A 16,092-nucleotide genomic window follows, 5' to 3' on the forward strand; every position below is an offset into this window, starting at 1 on the left:
GCCGCCGTCACGCGGCGCACCGGGCGAATCGCTCCTCAATGTCGCGCCACCCTGGTGGACGATTCCTGTCAGAGAACGCTGCGCAGATGGAAAGCAACCGCAAAGTCAGAATCGCGCTCGTCGGTGCCGGCGCGTTCGGCATCAAGCATCTGGACGGCCTGCAAAGTATCGAGAACGCCGAAGTCACGTCGCTGGTCACCCGCAATCCGGACGATGCGCACGAGATCGCCGCGCGCTACCGCATCCCGCACGTGAGCGACGATCTGAACGACGCGCTCGCCCGCGACGATGTCGACGCGGTGATCCTGTGCACGCCGACGCCGCTGCACGCGAGCCAGGCGCTCGCCTGCCTGAAAGCGGGCAAGCACGTTCAGGCCGAGATTCCGCTCGCCGATTCGCTGCACGATGCGCGCGAGGTCGTCGGCCTGCAACGCGCGACCGGCCTCGTCGCGATGTGCGGACATACGCGCCGCTTCAACCCGAGCCATCAATGGATACGCCAGCGCATCGCGCGCGGCGAATTCCAGTTGCAGCAGATGGACGTGCAGACCTACTTTTTCCGCCGCACCAATATCAATGCGCTCGGCCAGCCGCGCAGCTGGACCGATCACCTGCTCTGGCATCACGCCGCGCACACAGTCGATCTGTTCGCGTATCAATGCGGCAGTCCGATCGTGAAGGCGAACGCGCTCGCCGGTCCGCTGCATCCGACGCTCGGCATCGCGATGGATATGTCGATCCAGCTGAAGGCGGAGAACGGCGCAATCTGCACGCTGAGTCTGTCGTTCAACAACGACGGGCCGCTCGGCACGTTGTTTCGCTATATCGGCGACAGCGGCACCTACGTCGCGCGTTACGACGACCTGTTCGACGGCCGGGACGCACGGATCGACGTGTCGAACGTCGATGTATCGATGAACGGGATCGAGTTGCAGGACCGCGAATTCGTCGCGGCGATTCTTGAGAAGCGCGAGCCCAATGCGAGCGTCGCGCAGGTGCTGCCCTGCTACGAGGTGCTCGATTCGCTGGAGCGGCAGTTGCGGGAGTGACGCGTTCAGGTGCGTGTGTGCTCACGCATTTGCGCCTGCTGAAATGAAATCAAACGAAACGAAATGTCGAACCCGGCCGCTTCGCCGCGAAGCGGCCCTTCTGACTTAAACACACGGAGACACGGGCAACTTTTATGGCTATGCAAATCGTTCTGCTGCCGGGTCTACTCTGCGACAAAGCAGTGTGGACCGATCAACTTTCCGCGCTCGGCGAATTCGGGCAGTGCCATGTCCCCGACTACGGCTTGCGCGACTCGATCGGCGCGATGGCCGAACACGTGCTCGCCTCGGTGCCCGCCGGGCGCCTGCTGGTGGCCGGTCATTCGATGGGCGGCCGCGTCGCGCTCGAAGTGTTGCGCCGCGCACCGGAACGCGTAGCCGGCCTCGCGCTGCTCGACACCGGTTACGAAGCGCGCGCGAGCGGCGAGGCCGGCGACGCCGAGCGCGCGAAACGACTCGCGCTGCTCGAACTCGCGCGCGCCGAAGGGATGCGCGCGATGGGCGAACAATGGGCACCGGGCATGGTGCATCCCGACCGGCTGGGCTCGGACCTCTATCGCTCGATTCTCGACATGATCGAGCGCAGCACGCCGGAGAAATTCGCCGCGCAGATCGACGCGCTGCTTAACCGTCCCGATGCGGGCACGTTGCTCGGCGAGATCCGTTGTCCGGCGCTGCTCGCGTGCGGCAGCGAAGACCGCTGGAGTCCGCTCGCGCGTCACGAAGAGATGCACGCGCTGATGCCGGGCTCGCGGCTGCGCGCGATCGAACACAGCGGCCATATGTCGACGATGGAACGCCCCGCCGAGGTCACCGCGGTGCTGGTCGAATGGGTGCAATGGGCGCTCGAACAGGAGGTGGCCGGTGACTGACGACAAACTCGATCCTGTCGCCGCGCTGCTCGCCGAGCACGCGTGTCGCGCGCTCGTGATCAAGGCCGCGGAGCTGGTCGACGGCGGCCGCTTCGCCGCGCTGTCCGGAGTCTTCTCCAGCGACGCGCTGCTGGTCCGCCCGAACGGCGCGACGCTCAGCGGCTGCGATGCGATCGTCGCGTCGTATGCGGCGCGGCCGGCCGATCGCATCAGCCGGCATCTGATCTTCGCGTCGAACTTCACCGGGATCAAAGCGGAGCACGCCACCGCCACGACCCAGGTGCTGCTGTGGAGCGGCAGCACCGACGACGCGCCCGGCCCGTTCGGACGACCGTCGCGCGGCCAGCAGATCGTCGGGCGCTTCGATGACGAATTCGTGTTCATCGACGGCGCGTGGCGCATCGGTAAACGCGTCGCGTCGTTCGAGCTGTTCGTCGCTCGTCCCTGAGGCGGACGCGTCCTCTAGAAAACCGCGCGGCACGCGGCCGGCTTGCCGCTGCCGCGCGAGCAATACTTCAGCGCCGCAAACTCCGCGCGTGTCGACGCGCCCGCTCCAACCTCCTCGCGTCCCCTGAAGGCCGCCCGGCAGGGTTGCGATTCCTTTCAGCGGGAATCGAATCTGTTTATCGGGGTGACATAAACCGCCCCAGCATACGCCCTCGCAACGGTCCCGCCGATATCGCTCAAAGCCTTATCGCACGCGGCTTGCAGACGCTCAAGCGCGAGCACCCGACTACCCGTATCGGCTTACCTTACAGGCGCGCAAATTACGTATGTGGTTAACCCGCTCTTTCAAGCCGCGCTGCGCATGCTTATCGTGCTGGCTGCAGCCGGCCGGCGACCATATCAATTACAGGGCCGGTCACAGCTAAACCAAGGCCACAACCGAAAGGCCTCCGTCGAGGGGACAACCGATGTTTCGATGCGAGATGACCAGCGTCACGCCGTTCACCACCCGAGCCGCTCAGGCGCCGTTCGAGCGCGCGTGCAACATCGCCCCGCCCCAGCCGACCACCTAGCCGCGCCCCCGCATTACGGGGCAACGCACCGTTATGCCGGATCCCGCCAACAGCCATCCAGAAAACACGGCGCCGGGATCCGATTTTCAATCGTTGTGACGTGATTTTGTTAGCCAGGAGACCTGATGGAAATCAAGAAGCGCACTCTGCTGAAGGCCGCAGCCGCCCTCACGCTCGCCGGTTCGAGCCTGTTCGCCCACGCGGACGATGTCGTCAAGATCGGCCTGATCGTGCCGATGAGCGGCCCGTTCGCGTCGACCGGCCGCCAGATCGACGCGGCGGTCAAACTGTTCATGGCCCAGCATGGCGATACGGTCGCCGGCAAGAAGATCCAGGTGATCCTGAAGGACGACACCAACGTTCCCGACACCACCAAGCGTCTCGCCCAGGAGCTGATCGTCAAGGATCACGTCGCGGTGCTGGCCGGCTTCGGCCTGACGCCGCTCGCGCTCGCCGCCGCGCCGCTCGCGACCCAGGCGAAGGTGCCGATGATCGTGATGGCCGCGGCCACCGCGATGATCACCGAGCAGTCGCCGTACATCGTGCGCACCGGCTTCACGCTGCCGCAGAACACGCTCGGCATCGCGCGCTGGGCGCCGAAGAACGGCATCAGGAAGGTCGTCTCGCTGGTCGCCGACTACGGTCCCGGCATCGATGCGCAGAACTCGTTCAAGAAGGTGTTCGAATCGGAAGGCGGCAGCGTCGTCGAGCAACTGCGCGTGCCGGTCGCCAACCCGGACTTCTCGCCGTTCCTGCAGAAAGTGGCCGATCTGAAGCCCGATGCGCTGTTCATCTTCGTGCCGTCGGGCGCGGGCGCGGTGTTCATGAAGCAGTTCGCCGAGCGCGGCCTTGCCAAACAGGGCATCAAACTGATCGGCACCGGCGACGTGGTCGACGACGACATCCTGAACAGCATGGGCGACGTCGCGCTCGGCGCGGTGACCTCGATGCACTACACGGCCGCGCTCGATAACCCCGAGAACCGCGCGTACGTCGCCGCGTTCGAGAAGGCCAACCCGAACCTGCGGCCGAACTTCCACAGCGTCGGCGGCTACGACGGGATGCAGGTGATCTACACCGCGTTGCAGGCGACCAAGGGCGACACCAACGGCGACAAGCTGCTGGCCGCGATGAAGGGCCAGAAATGGGCGAGCCCGCGCGGCCCGGTGCAGCTCGATGCGCAGACGCGTGAAATGATCCAGAACGTGTACATCACCCGCACCGAGCGCGTGAACGGCCAGTTGTTCAACGTGCCGTTCGACAAGATCGAAGCCGTCAAGGATCCGGCCAAGATCAAGTAAGCGCCCGATCGCACGCTTCATAGCGAGCTTCATAGCAAGCTTCACGGCGAGCTTCACAGCACGCTTGATAGCACGCTAAGTCGTACCAGGCTTTTCCGATTTGCCCGCCGCACGGCTCGCCCGCGTCACCTCGCGAGCGGTGCGGCGCTTCGGTTTCACACACTTATGCTAACCATTCTCTTCGACGGTATTGCTTACGGCATGCTGCTGTTCGTGCTGGCCAGCGGTCTGGCCATCACGCTCGGGTTGATGAACTTCGTCAACCTCGCGCACGGCGCGTTCGCGATGGTGGGCGGCTACGCCGCCGTGCTCGCGATGTCGCGTCTGGGCGTGCCCTTTCTGTGCGCATTGCCGATCGCGTTCGTCGCGTCGGCGGTGCTCGGCGGGATTCTCGAACGCACGCTGTACAAGCGTGTATACGGGCAGTCCGAACTGAACCAGGTGCTGTTTACGATCGGCCTGACCTTCATGGGCATCGCGACGGTCGACTACTTCATGGGCTCGACCCAGCAGTTCCTGAATCTGCCGCAATGGCTGCAAGGCCGCACCGTGTTCGCCGGCATCGGCATCGGTTACTACCGGCTGTTCGTGATTCTGGTGTGCGTGGTGCTGGTCGTCGCGCTGCAACTGATCCTCACCAAAACCCGTTTCGGCAGCCGCTTGCGCGCGTCGGTCGACGATCCGCGCGCAGCCAGCGGTCTCGGCATCAACATCAATTTCGTGTTCCTGACGACCTTCGCGTTCGGTTCGGGTCTCGCCGGTCTCGGCGGTGCGCTCGGCGCGAACATGCTCGGTCTCGATCCGATCTTTCCGCTCAAGTTCATGATCTATTTCCTGGTGGTGGTCGCGGTCGGCGGCACGACCTCGCTCACCGGTCCGCTGCTCGCGTCGCTGCTGCTCGGCATCGCGGATGTCGCCGGCAAGTACTACATCCCCGATCTGGGGGCATTCATCATCTACGGCGTCATGATCATCACCCTGATGTGGCGGCCACAAGGTCTTTTCGTCAGGGCGGGGGGCAAATGAAGTCCGCAACTTCCACTCAAATAAGCACCCCGGCGCCGGCGCCCGACGTGCGCACGATCGGCCGGCGCTGGTCGCGCTGGCGGCCCGCGGAAATCGCCTTCTGGGTCGTCGCGCTCGGCGCCTGCGTGGTGCCGAACGACAACTACCTGCTGCTCAACGAAATGGCGATTCTCGCGCTGTTCGCGGTGTCGCTCGATCTGATCCTCGGCTATACCGGCATCGTGTCGCTCGGTCATGCGGCGTTCTTCGGTCTGGGCGCCTACACGGCGGCGCTGCTGGCCAAGCACTTCAACATGGACCCGCTGTCAGGGATGCTGATTGCGTGCGGGGTCGCGACGTTCGCCGGCCTCGTCACGAGCGTGCTGGTGATGCGCGGCTCCGACCTCACGCGGCTGATGGTGACGCTCGGCGTCGCGTCGATCCTGCATGAACTCGCGAACAAGCTGGGCTGGCTCACCGGCGGCGCCGACGGCCTGACCGGCGTGCCGATGGTGCCGCTGTTCGGGCACGTCGAGTTCGATATCTTCGGCAAGGTCGCGTACAGCTACTCGATCGTCACGCTGTTCGTGCTGTTCGTGCTGGCGCGCGCGGTCGTGAAGTCGCCGTTCGGGATGTCGCTGCAGGTGATCCGCCAGAATCCGCTGCGCGCGGCCGCGATGGGCGTGCCGGTCAATCTGCGCCGTACCGCCGTCTATACGCTGAGCGCCGCTTACGCGGGCGTGGCCGGCGCGCTGCTCGCGCAGACCACCGGCTTCGCATCGCTCGACGTGCTCGACTTCCACCGTTCGGCCGACGTGCTGCTGATGCTGATGATCGGCGGCGCCGGTTATCTGTACGGCGGGATCATCGGCGCGGTGATCTTCCGCTTCATGCAGAACTGGCTCGCGGATATCACGCCGCAATACTGGCAATTCTGGATCGGGCTCTTGCTGGTGATCATCGTGATCGTCGGTCATGAGCGGCTCGTGCGGCCGTGGACGTGGTTCCGCCGCGGCGGAGGTCAAGCATGACGATCGCTCTGCAAACCTTCAATCTGATCAAGCGCTTCGGCGGCCTCGTCGCGACCAACGACGTATCGATCACGGTCGAGAAAGGCGCCCGTCAGGCGCTGATCGGCCCGAACGGCGCCGGCAAAACCACGCTGATCAATCAGTTGACCGGCGTGCTCGCGCCGAGCTCGGGCCGCATCGAACTGGAAGGCCGCGATATCACTTCGCTGCCGGTGCATCAGCGGGCGCGCGCGGGACTCGTGCGCACGTTCCAGATCAATCAGCTGTTCAAGGAGATGACGCCGGCCGAATCGCTGGCGGTCGCGATCTCCGAACGCGACGGTCTCGGCGCACGCTTCTGGCGCGCGCTCGGTCATCGCGGCGAGTTGATGGACGAGGTTGGCGCGCTGCTCGAACAGTGCAAGCTGACCGACTCGATGCATCGCGAAACCCGCGTGCTGCCGTACGGCAAGCAGCGTCTGCTCGAAATCGCGCTAGCGTTGGCGGCCAAGCCGCGGGTGCTGCTGCTCGACGAACCGGTGGCGGGCGTGCCGGACGGCGAGCGCCGCGAGATTCTCAATACCGTCGCCGCGTTGCCCGAGGACGTGACGATCGTGCTGATCGAACACGACATGGACCTGGTGTTCAACTTTGCCACGCGCATTTCAGTGCTGGTCAGCGGCGGTCTGCTCACTGAAGGCGGCTGCGCCGAGATCGCCCGCGATCCGCGTGTGAAGGCGGTGTACCTGGGTGAGGAGCTGGCGGGGAGTGAACATGTCTGAGCTGTTGAAGGTGGAAGGAATCGTCGCAGGGTACGGCGAGGCGAAGGTGCTGAAGGACATCGGTCTGTCGCTGGATCAAGGTCAGGCGTTGGCGCTGCTGGGGCGCAACGGAACCGGCAAGACGACGCTGATCAATACGATCGTCGGCCATACGCGGCGCTTTGCCGGACGGATCTGGCTCAATGGCGCGGACATCACCGGCTTCAAGCCGCATCAGCGCGCGTTGGCCGGAATCGGCTGGGTGCCGCAGGAACGCAATATCTTCAAGTCGCTGACGGTCGAGGAGAATCTGACCGCGATTGCGGTTCCCGGGCCGTGGGATCTGGCGCGCATCTATAAGATGTTTCCGCGTTTGCAGGAGCGGCGCGCGAATATGGGTAATCAGCTCTCCGGTGGCGAGCAGCAGATGCTCGCGATTGGCCGCGCGTTGATGCTCAATCCGAAGGTGCTGCTACTCGATGAACCGCTGGAAGGTCTCGCGCCGATCATCGTGCAGGAGTTGATGCGGATCCTGTCGGACATTATTCGCGATGAAGGTTTATCGGTGATTCTGGTCGAGCAGAATGCGCGTAAGGCGCTGAGCATTACGCACAATGCGGTGGTGCTCGAACGCGGCTCGGTGATTCATGCGAGTACCGCGGCGGAGCTGCTCGCGCAGGATGAGAAGATCGATACGTTGCTGGCGGTGTCGCAGCATTGAGGATTATCCGGACTGCCGGGACCGGGATCACCATTCCTGGCCCCCGGTATCCGGCGCTCCAAATGCAAAAATGCGCTGACCGAGTCCGCCACGGACTCTGTCAGCGCATACCCTGCTCTACCGAAACTCGCCTACCTACGCAAACGCGAGATAGTGCTTAACAACCTGCTCCCCGGACACATCCCAAACCGTCGACGTCCCCTTCGTCACGAACCATGAATCGCCGGCCTGGAAAGTGCGCGTCTCGCCGCTCGACTCGTCAGTGATCCTCACCTCCCCGGTCACGATCGTCGCCTGCTCGTTGAACGGATAGACCAGTCGGAACTTGCCTTTCGACGCACCGAAGTACCCCGCCGAAGTGGCATCCGTCGGCGCGCCGTGCGTCATCCGTCCGTACGCGAGGACGTCGCCGTCGCTAAGGATTTCACTGCCCAACGCACTCACGCTGCCCCACGCGTCGAGTTCGGAAATAGACGTACCCAGCTTGATTGCAGTCACGCTCATAACAACACTCTCCAGATAGATAGCTCACACCAAAATCATCGCCGTCCGTGCCAGTAGCCGGAGGTCTGATGCATCACCTTGCCCAGCGTCACCAGCAGGTTGCGATACTGATCCTTGCCCTTGATCGTCGCGCGCGGAATCGAACTCACCAGCCGATACCGGTCCGAACCGCCCAGAATCCCCTCCGCGAGGATCTTGCAAATGATCTGGCTCGGCGTCACCCCGAAACCGGAATACCCCTGCACGAAGAATGCATTCGGACGATCGGCCAGCGTGCCGATCTGCGGAAACAGATTGAGCGTCGACGCCATCGGACCGCCCCACGCAAGATCGATCTTCACGTCGCTCAGATACGGAAACACCTCGACCATCAGGCGCCGGTTCCACTCTTTCAGATCGTGCGGAATGTGCTCGACCAGCGACGTCGACGAACCGAACAGCAGCCGGTTCTCATTGGTCACCCGGTAATAGTTGATCACCGGACGGATATCGCTATAGGCGCCGTGAATCGGACTGATGCGCCTGATCAGCTCGTCGCTCAGCGGTTCGGTCATCGAGTTGTACGCGTACACGTTGATCGTGCTGCGATGCAATTGCGGCTCGAGGTTGTTATTGAAACCATCGCACGCCCACACCAGTCGTTTGGCACTCACGCAACCCTTTGCGGTGCGTACGCGAATCCGATCGCCGTAAGCGATCTCGAGTGCGGGGCTGTATTCAAAAATCCGCACGCCATAAATGTCCGACACCGCTTTCGCTTCGCCGAGCAGCAGGTTGAGCGAATGCACGTGTCCGCCGCCCATATGCAGCAGCCCCGCGTGATAGACGTCGCTGCCGATAATCTGCCGCACGTCATTGCCTTCGACATAGCGAATCTCGTGCGGCGAGCCGAGCGACTTGAATTCCTTTTCCCAATTGCGCAGCGTCTGCGCCTGGCGCCGGTTGTACGCCATATAACCGTAGCCGCTGCAGAAGTCCGCGTCGATGTTGTACTTCGCGATGCGCTCGCGCATGATTTGCGGCCCGAGGTCGCTCAGCGCGAAAATCGCCCGCAAGCCCTCGTCGCCGACATCTTTTTTGATCGCGTCGAGGTCGTGACCGATGCCCGCCATCACCTGCCCGCCGTTGCGACCCGAGCCGCCGTAGCCGAGATAGCGCGCCTCCAGCACGACGACATCGGTCACGCCGTTTTCCGCGAGTTCGAGCGCGGTATGGATGCCGGAGAAACCGCCGCCGATGATCACCACGTCCGCCTGGATATCGTTCTCCAGCGACGGGAAGCTCAGTTCGTACTTTTTGGTGGCCGTGTAGTACGTGGCCGTCTCGTCTGCATGCATTGTCATTCCTTTGTCTCTGTCGCAACCGCGGGGGCCGGGAGCGCTGCCGCGGATATCGCGCGATCGGTAGCGGCAACCGGATTGCGGTGTACTGATTCTGAGCGCGCCGCACGCCGCAGGGTGAGCACAAATCGGCAAGCGTCTACTGCGATCTACGCGCGCTTGAGCTGCGCGCGTGCCTTTCGAACTGCGTCGAGCCGCCCGCCGTCGAAGCGGGCGGCTCGACACACGACTAGAAGTTCACCCTGACGCCGGCCATCACCGCCAGTTGGCGATCGGAATTGCTGTTCACCAGATTGGGGATCTGCGCGTAGTTAGCACTGCCACCCGTCGACGGATCGATGCCCAGCCCCTCGCCGGTCGCCTTCTGCGCGATCGCGACCGCATATAGCGCGGTGCGTTTCGACAGCGCGTAGTTGGTGCCCAGGTTCAGTTGATGGAAATGCGTGGAGCCCGCGCCGCTCGGCTTCGCGTTGTTGAAGATGTAGGCGAGCCCGAGATTCCAAGCCGGCGTGAGTGCATAAGTCGCGTTCAGTTCGGCGATATCGAACGACACATCGCGGCCGCCCGGCTCCGCCGCGCTCGCGAAGTACTGGCTGCCTTCGAGCTTCGTATGCGTATAGACGAGCGCGACGGTCGCATCGCCGAATGCGACGGAGCCGCCCGCGCCGAACGCCTTGATCGAGCGCGCGTTCTGCAACTGGCAGTAGTTCGCCGCGGCGTTCACGCACGCCATATCGCCGATATAGCCCTGCGCGCCGCCGAGCGCCGCATTGAACGGATCGTTGAGCGCCATGTAGCCGGCGCTGACCGACACCGGTCCATGCGCATAGCCGGCGGCCACCGAGTAGCCGCGGCGCGCGGCGAAATTGCCGGCCTGGCCGCCCAGACTGAACGTGCCGCCGAACGTGAAGCCGTTGAAATTCACGCTGGTGAACTTGAGCGCGTTATTCATGTTGAACGCTTCGTTCAGATTGTCGACGTCGCCGAAATGCGAGCCGTACAACGTCGCCCAATTGGTGCTCGACACGTACGCACCGAGAAAGTCCGAATAGGAATCGTATTGCCGGCCGAAGCCAAGCGTGCCGATCCGCTCGTCGCGCAAGCCGACCCACGCCTGCCGATTGAACAGCGTGCCGTTTTGCAGCAGCGCGCCCGTTCCGGTGAGGAACTGGTTCTCGAGAAAGAACGTCGCTTTTAAAGGGCCGCCCAGTTCTTCGGTACCGGTGAGCCCCCAGCGCGACGGCACCAGATTGCCGCCGCTCATCTGCACCGCGTGTCCGCCGGAGACCGAACCGTCCGCGTGCGTGATCTGCTGGTTCGTCGAATAGACGACGCCCGCATCGACGGTGCCAAAAAGCGTCACGCTGCTTTGCGCATACGCGTGAGAGACCCCCGCGCTCATGAGCGCGACGGCCAGCCAGCTGAGATTCGAGTGGGAGATCTTTTTCATGAGTGAGGTTGTTATCGACGAACGGATTTTCGCGCGGGCATCGGTCGATGCCGCGCAACGGTAAAGGTTTGAGTAACAGTGCTCGCGCGAACAAACAGCGGACCAGACTGTCTGTCGCCGCGCGGTGCCTGACATGAAGCGCCTGCTTGCGATATGGCCGGCCCGCTTAGAGCCGCGAACTGCCGAGGCGCTCGTACGACGCCCGGTCGCGTTGCCGCAAGCGTCGCGCGACGATTGCGCCGGCAATGCCGAACACCGGCAGCAAACCTGTCAGCGAATACGACAGCGTGGCGCCCGCGCCGGTGAGCAGCGGAAAATTCGCGACCGCGAGGATCAGCACCACCGCGAGTGCGATACCGGACAGCACCGGAAACACCGCAACACGCAGCACGCCCTCGTCGCGCGACGGCCGCCCTCTGAAGTACACGAACACCGCGGCGGACGACAGCGTCATCAGCGCGATGATGCAAAGCGTCGCCAGATTGGTCAGCCACGAGAACAGCGTCAGCACCGGATCCGCATGCACGGCGATAAACAGGCCGACCACCACCACCGCGATCGCCGACTGCGCAAGCGAGCCGAAATGCGGGCTGCCATGACGCGGATGCGTGCGGCCGAGCGACTGCGGCAACAGCCCTTCCCGGCCGCTTGCGTAGAAGTAGCGCGACGCGGAGTTGTGAAACGCGAGCAGGCCGGCATAGACGCTGGTGATGAACAGCACGCTCATCGCGGTGGTCAGCGCGGGGCTCGCGTAGTGATCCGACAGCGAATAGAGAAACGTGGTCGGGTCGGCGAGCGAGGTCAGCGTCTTGACGATCTCGTCCGCGCCCGCGCCGACGATCATGCACCACACCGAAAAGCAGTAGAACGCGCCGATCAGCAGCACCGAGATATACGTCGCGAGCGGCACCGTGCGTTGCGGGTTCTTTGCTTCCTCGCTATAGATCGTGGTCGCTTCGAAGCCGATGAACGTCGCGAAACAGAACAGAAAGCCGAGCGCGGGCGTGCCGCTCAGGAATGCGCGCGGCGTAAACGACGTGAGGTTGATTCCATGTTTGCCCCCGGCGCGCAGAATCGCGATATCGAGCAGCAGCACCACCACGTATTCGCCCAGCACCAGCAGCGACAAAACTTTCGCCGACAGATCGATCTGCCGGTAGCCGAACACCGCGATGCTCGCGAGTGCCAGCAGCGAATAGCTCCACCACGGCGCGTCGATACCGAAATGGGTCGCCATGAAGCCGGCCGAAACCGCGCCGAACATTCCGTACAGACCGATTTGCATCGTGTTGTAGCCGAGCAGCGCGATCAACGCGGCCGCGCCGCCCGCGGTGCCGCCCAGGCCCCGCGCGGTGAACGCATAAAAGCCGCCGGCATTCGTCACGTGGCGCGCCATCGCGGTGTAACCCGCGGCGAACAGCAGCAGAATCGCGACGGTGGCGACCAGCAGCGCCGGGGTGCCCGCGCCATTGCCCAGCATGATGCCGATCGGCAAGCCGCCTGCGATTGCCACCAGCGGGCCCGCGGCCGAAATAACGAAGAAAACGATAAAGCCCAGCCCGAGCGCGCCTTTGCGCAATTCGGTCGAGGGCGTGGGTTCCATAGCGACGCTCATGGGTTTCTTTCTCCAGGTATAGCGACGTTGAAGCGACGTTGAGCGGGTCGCGGCGTCGTTCGCGGATCACGATCGACGCGTGAGCCCGCGTTACTGGAGACTTTAGAAAGTCAAAATTGACTACCGGCAGCACAGATTGGCAATGCACGATGACGCCAGGGTTTTGCCCAGGGACAATTCCTTTGTTGTAAGCGGGCGCATGCATCGACGCAAACACGCGCAACGGCATGCGTGATGCCCGCCGTCAGCGCATGGAAGAAAGCAGAACGTAAGGGATGCTTCAGAATTTGCGCGGCGTTTGCGACGGCAATTCGCCGAACAGGTCGCGATATTCGCGAGCGAAGTAACTCAGATGCGAGAAGCCATAGCGCGCGGCTGCGTCGCCGATCAGCAGTTCTTCCGCATTGGTCGAGCGCAGCAGACGGCGCACCGCGTTCAGGCGCATCGCCCGCAGATATTCGACCGGCGTGACGTTCGCCACGCGCTGAAAACTGGTCTGCAGGGTCCGCCGGCTGCAACGCAGCGCGCGGCACAGATCGAGCACGGTGACGGGCTCCAGCGTGTGTTCGGCCGCGATGCGCTCGCAACGCCTGACGATATCGCTATAGGTGGCGTGCGTGAGATCGCGCTGCGCCGCGCCGGTCGCGCTTTCGAGCAGACCGAGCAGCACGCTCAGCAGTTCGTCCTGAAAGCGTTTGCTCGATACCGGATGGTCGAGCGCGGCCGGATTGGCTTCGGCCGCGTCGAGAAAAGGCGCGAGGCGGGTCTGGAGAATCCGCGCGGTCTCATTGCTGACCGGCAGTACATTGCGCTTCAGCTGGCGCGCGGCGTCCTCGCCGATCGTGATCGCGACCAGTTCGTTCATCTCGTCGACCGGCAGACTCACGCCGACGTAATGCATCGCCTCCGGCGTGTAGAAACGGAATTCCTCGCACGGGCCGAGCAGCATCAATGCGAAACCGTCGACGCGCTGCCCCTGGAACGTACCGGTAAGCGGCGCGCACAGCGGCACCGCAATCGATGCGAAACCGGCCGGCGAAACGCCGGCCTGAACGATGCGCCGGTTGGTCGATTCGCGGAAAAAATGAAATTCCGCCGAGGTGGCCTGCACCAGCCGGCTCTCGAAACGGCCCGGCGTCATCTGCCGATAGACCTGTTCCCAGCCGTTCACCGCGAGCGAATGATCGTGCACATCGGCAAGCGAGCTGACTTTGAACTCCATCGCCTTCTCTCCTGAATCCCGCCAATGTTAACCGAACAAAAGCCGCGGCAAGCGCTCAAAACGGCTCAGTGCGCGATACAAACCGACTTCGTTTCGGTGAAACCTTCGACCGCGTATTTGCCGAATTCGCGGCCGATTCCCGATTGCTTGTAGCCGCCGAACGGCATCGACGGATCGAGCGGCACGTGGCAATTGACCCAGACGGTGCCGGCGTCGATTTGCGGAATCAGATTCATCGCCGCGCGCAGATCGTTGGTCCACAAACTCGCGGCGAGCCCGTACGGCGAATCGTTCGCGAGCCTGAGCGCATCTTGCGGATCGTCGAACGGCACGAGCGCGAGTACCGGGCCGAATACTTCGTCGCGAATGATGTTTGCATCGGCCGGCACGTCGGCGATCACCGTCGGCCGCACGTAATAGCCGGGCGCGTCGACCGGCGTGCCGCCGGCGAGAAAACGCAGCCCTTCGGCGCGCGCCCGCGCGATATGTTCTTCGACACGCGCGCGATGCTGCGCCGACACCAGCGGATTGATCTGCGCGTGCGGATCGAGGCCGGGGCCGAGCGTCATCGAGCGCGCGATGTCGGCGAGACCGTCGGCGATCTGCCGGTACTTGCTGCGATGCACGTAGATGCGCGAGACCGCCGCGCACACTTGCCCCTGATTCAGAAAGCCACCGGCGAGCGCGCCCTGCACCGCCTGATCGATGTCGACATCCGCGAGCATCACCGCGGGATTCTTGCCGCCCAGTTCGAGCGAGAAGCGCGTCATGTTCTGCACGGCGGCCGCGCCGATCAGCTTGCCGGTCGGCGTCGAACCGGTGAACGAAATCTTCGCGATGCCGCGATGCGCGGCGAGCGCCGCGCCGCATTCGCGCCCGCCGGTCACGACATTGAACACGCCCGCCGGTACGCCCGCTTCTATCGCCAGTTCGGCAAGCCGCAGCGCGCTCAGCGGCGTTTCCGGCGACGGCTTGATCACGATCGTGCAACCGGCCGCGAGCGCGGGAATCAGCTTCCACACCGCGATCATCAACGGAAAATTCCACGGCACGATGCCGGCGACCACGCCGACCGGCTCCTTGCGCGTGAACGCGGTATAGCGCGCGCCCGGCGGAAACGGAATCGACACGTCGAGCGTTTCGCCGCCGAGCCTGGTCGCCCAGCCGGCCATGTAGCGCACGTATTCGACGCTCGCGCCGACCTCGATCGCGCGCGCGATATTGATCGACTTGCCCTGATTCAGCGTCTCCAGTTGTGCGAGTTCTTCCGCGTGCGCTTCGAGCACATCGGCGAGACGCAGCAGAATGCGCTCTCGATCGGCGGGACGCAGCCCGCTCCACACGCGCTGCTCGAATGCCGCGCGTGCACTCGCCACCGCGCGCTCGACATCGCTCGCGTCCGCGTCCGCCACGCTCGTCAGTACCTGGCCGCTCGACGGGTCGAACACGTCGAGCCGCCGCGTCGAATGCGCGGCGCACGGCGCGCCGTCGATGAATAAACCGTGTTGCTGCGCGATGAACGCGCGCACGCGCGCATCGATGGCGATCTTCGTTTCACTGGTGATGGTCATGTTCGCTGTCTCGTCTGACTGGGTCATCGAACCGCTGCGCTGCGCGCGCGGCTCCCGCGAATGACTTTATGAGCCGCGCCGGCCGCGCGTTAGCGCAAATCGGCAGCGGCTTGCGATACGCGGGTAAACATTCGTCGGAGCAGGTGCCGTGAGCGGTCGATACGCGGATCGGCTTACTCGCGCTCGAACACGCAACGCTCGAACGACTGCTCCTTGCGAAACAGCCGCTCGGGCATCAGCACCGCCTCGGCGGCGTTGACCATCATTAGCATCGCGAAGCGTTCGCCGCCGGCGTGCGCCACGATCGCGAAACTGCGCGGGTCGCAACCGTGGTCGAAGCGCGGATCGCTGGCGACGATATCCTCGTCGTCGTGCAGCCCCTTGCAACGCGCGCCGTCGACGATGTTCCAGCTTTGCGGCAAGCGCAGCAGCACATCGGAGACATCCTCTTCACGCGAGATCACGGTTGCACACGCGTGCGCGCGACGCCGGAACCAGCCGCGTTCAACGGCCGGCACGACCGGCGTCGCGGCGAGCGCGAACAGCAACATGCCGGCGTCGGCCAGATCGTGGTCCAGACTGGCGACGGGAAACGAATCGATCATGCCGGTAGCTCCTCCAGACGCAAGCGCAACGATGCGGCTTGCGGACA

General features: G+C 63.9%; 15 protein-coding genes. 8 read left to right on the plus strand and 7 right to left on the minus strand.

The features are described 5' to 3' along the window. Nucleotides 1–86: 86 nt before the first annotated feature. The 8 genes from BTH42_RS15770 (at nt 87) to BTH42_RS15805 (ending at nt 7,738) form a co-directional block, all read left to right on the plus strand. Nucleotides 87–1,049, plus strand: a complete 963-nt coding sequence (locus tag BTH42_RS15770; RefSeq protein ID WP_075300996.1) for a Gfo/Idh/MocA family oxidoreductase — start codon at nt 87–89, stop codon at nt 1,047–1,049. 134 nt (nt 1,050–1,183) lie between these two features. Continuing rightward, nucleotides 1,184–1,921: an alpha/beta fold hydrolase gene (locus tag BTH42_RS15775; protein ID WP_075300998.1), complete on the plus strand. Its 738-nt coding sequence runs from the start codon at nt 1,184–1,186 to the stop codon at nt 1,919–1,921. After that, entirely contained in the window at nt 1,914–2,369 is a 456-nt protein-coding gene (locus tag BTH42_RS15780) for a nuclear transport factor 2 family protein (protein WP_178392177.1), read from the plus strand. Before BTH42_RS15775 ends, BTH42_RS15780 begins: the two co-directional genes overlap by 8 nt. A 696-nt stretch (nt 2,370–3,065) precedes the next feature. Then, nucleotides 3,066–4,241 (plus strand): ABC transporter substrate-binding protein, encoded by a 1,176-nt coding sequence (locus tag BTH42_RS15785; RefSeq protein ID WP_083654824.1) that lies wholly within the window; start codon nt 3,066–3,068, stop codon nt 4,239–4,241. A 165-nt stretch (nt 4,242–4,406) separates the two neighbouring features. After that, a complete protein-coding gene (locus BTH42_RS15790) occupies nt 4,407–5,267 on the plus strand; it encodes a branched-chain amino acid ABC transporter permease (protein ID WP_075301000.1) in 861 nt (286 codons plus the stop codon). Further along, nucleotides 5,264–6,277, plus strand: coding sequence for a branched-chain amino acid ABC transporter permease (locus tag BTH42_RS15795; protein ID WP_083654825.1), 1,014 nt, complete (start codon nt 5,264–5,266; stop codon nt 6,275–6,277). The genes BTH42_RS15790 and BTH42_RS15795 overlap by 4 nt, the downstream gene beginning before the upstream one ends. Then, nucleotides 6,274–7,038 (plus strand): ABC transporter ATP-binding protein, encoded by a 765-nt coding sequence (locus tag BTH42_RS15800; protein ID WP_075301002.1) that lies wholly within the window; start codon nt 6,274–6,276, stop codon nt 7,036–7,038. Before BTH42_RS15795 ends, BTH42_RS15800 begins: the two co-directional genes overlap by 4 nt. Further along, complete coding sequence (locus BTH42_RS15805) at nt 7,031–7,738, plus strand: ABC transporter ATP-binding protein (RefSeq protein ID WP_075301004.1); 708 nt, start codon at nt 7,031–7,033, stop codon at nt 7,736–7,738. Before BTH42_RS15800 ends, BTH42_RS15805 begins: the two co-directional genes overlap by 8 nt. 135 nt (nt 7,739–7,873) lie before the next feature. Here BTH42_RS15805 and BTH42_RS15810 read toward each other — a convergent pair whose 3' ends face one another. The 7 genes from BTH42_RS15810 to BTH42_RS15840 form a co-directional block, all read right to left on the minus strand. Further along, the gene (locus BTH42_RS15810; protein WP_075301006.1) at nt 7,874–8,242 is read right to left on the minus strand and encodes a cupin domain-containing protein; all 369 of its coding nucleotides are present in this window, start codon (nt 8,240–8,242) and stop codon (nt 7,874–7,876) included. Nucleotides 8,243–8,277: 35 nt separating this feature from the next. Beyond that, nucleotides 8,278–9,579 carry an FAD-binding oxidoreductase gene (locus tag BTH42_RS15815; protein WP_075301008.1) on the minus strand — a complete coding sequence of 434 codons (1,302 nt, stop codon included), beginning with the start codon at nt 9,577–9,579 and terminating at the stop codon, nt 8,278–8,280. A 232-nt stretch (nt 9,580–9,811) separates the two neighbouring features. Beyond that, entirely contained in the window at nt 9,812–11,032 is a 1,221-nt protein-coding gene (locus BTH42_RS15820; RefSeq protein ID WP_178392178.1) for a porin, read from the minus strand. Between the two features lie 166 nt (nt 11,033–11,198). Continuing rightward, nucleotides 11,199–12,647 (minus strand): APC family permease, encoded by a 1,449-nt coding sequence (locus BTH42_RS15825; protein ID WP_075301012.1) that lies wholly within the window; start codon nt 12,645–12,647, stop codon nt 11,199–11,201. Nucleotides 12,648–12,927: 280 nt separating this feature from the next. Next, entirely contained in the window at nt 12,928–13,869 is a 942-nt protein-coding gene (locus BTH42_RS15830; RefSeq protein ID WP_075301014.1) for a helix-turn-helix domain-containing protein, read from the minus strand. 65 nt (nt 13,870–13,934) lie between these two features. After that, nucleotides 13,935–15,434, minus strand: coding sequence for an aldehyde dehydrogenase family protein (locus tag BTH42_RS15835; RefSeq protein ID WP_075301169.1), 1,500 nt, complete (start codon nt 15,432–15,434; stop codon nt 13,935–13,937). 179 nt (nt 15,435–15,613) lie between these two features. Next, on the minus strand, nt 15,614–16,045 hold the full coding sequence (locus tag BTH42_RS15840; protein ID WP_075301016.1) for a hypothetical protein: 432 nt from the start codon (nt 16,043–16,045) through the stop codon (nt 15,614–15,616). Between the last annotated feature and the right edge of the window lie 47 nt (nt 16,046–16,092).

This window comes from Burkholderia sp. SRS-W-2-2016 (assembly GCF_001931485.1).
Taxonomy (GTDB): Bacteria; Pseudomonadota; Gammaproteobacteria; order Burkholderiales; family Burkholderiaceae; genus Paraburkholderia.

Excerpts from the sequence above, each read along its gene's own strand:
- BTH42_RS15770 (WP_075300996.1), top strand. The coding sequence starts at position 87 with ATGGAAAGCAACCGCAAAGTCAGAATCGCGCTCGTCGGTGCCGGCGCG.
- BTH42_RS15775 (WP_075300998.1), top strand. The coding sequence starts at position 1,184 with ATGGCTATGCAAATCGTTCTGCTGCCGGGTCTACTCTGCGACAAAGCA.
- BTH42_RS15785 (WP_083654824.1), top strand. The coding sequence starts at position 3,066 with ATGGAAATCAAGAAGCGCACTCTGCTGAAGGCCGCAGCCGCCCTCACG.
- BTH42_RS15790 (WP_075301000.1), top strand. The coding sequence starts at position 4,407 with ATGCTAACCATTCTCTTCGACGGTATTGCTTACGGCATGCTGCTGTTC.
- BTH42_RS15795 (WP_083654825.1), top strand. The coding sequence starts at position 5,264 with ATGAAGTCCGCAACTTCCACTCAAATAAGCACCCCGGCGCCGGCGCCC.
- BTH42_RS15800 (WP_075301002.1), top strand. The coding sequence starts at position 6,274 with ATGACGATCGCTCTGCAAACCTTCAATCTGATCAAGCGCTTCGGCGGC.
- BTH42_RS15805 (WP_075301004.1), top strand. The coding sequence starts at position 7,031 with ATGTCTGAGCTGTTGAAGGTGGAAGGAATCGTCGCAGGGTACGGCGAG.
- BTH42_RS15810 (WP_075301006.1), bottom strand. The coding sequence starts at position 8,242 with ATGAGCGTGACTGCAATCAAGCTGGGTACGTCTATTTCCGAACTCGAC.
- BTH42_RS15815 (WP_075301008.1), bottom strand. The coding sequence starts at position 9,579 with ATGCATGCAGACGAGACGGCCACGTACTACACGGCCACCAAAAAGTAC.
- BTH42_RS15820 (WP_178392178.1), bottom strand. The coding sequence starts at position 11,032 with ATGAAAAAGATCTCCCACTCGAATCTCAGCTGGCTGGCCGTCGCGCTC.
- BTH42_RS15825 (WP_075301012.1), bottom strand. The coding sequence starts at position 12,647 with ATGAGCGTCGCTATGGAACCCACGCCCTCGACCGAATTGCGCAAAGGC.
- BTH42_RS15830 (WP_075301014.1), bottom strand. The coding sequence starts at position 13,869 with ATGGAGTTCAAAGTCAGCTCGCTTGCCGATGTGCACGATCATTCGCTC.
- BTH42_RS15840 (WP_075301016.1), bottom strand. The coding sequence starts at position 16,045 with ATGATCGATTCGTTTCCCGTCGCCAGTCTGGACCACGATCTGGCCGAC.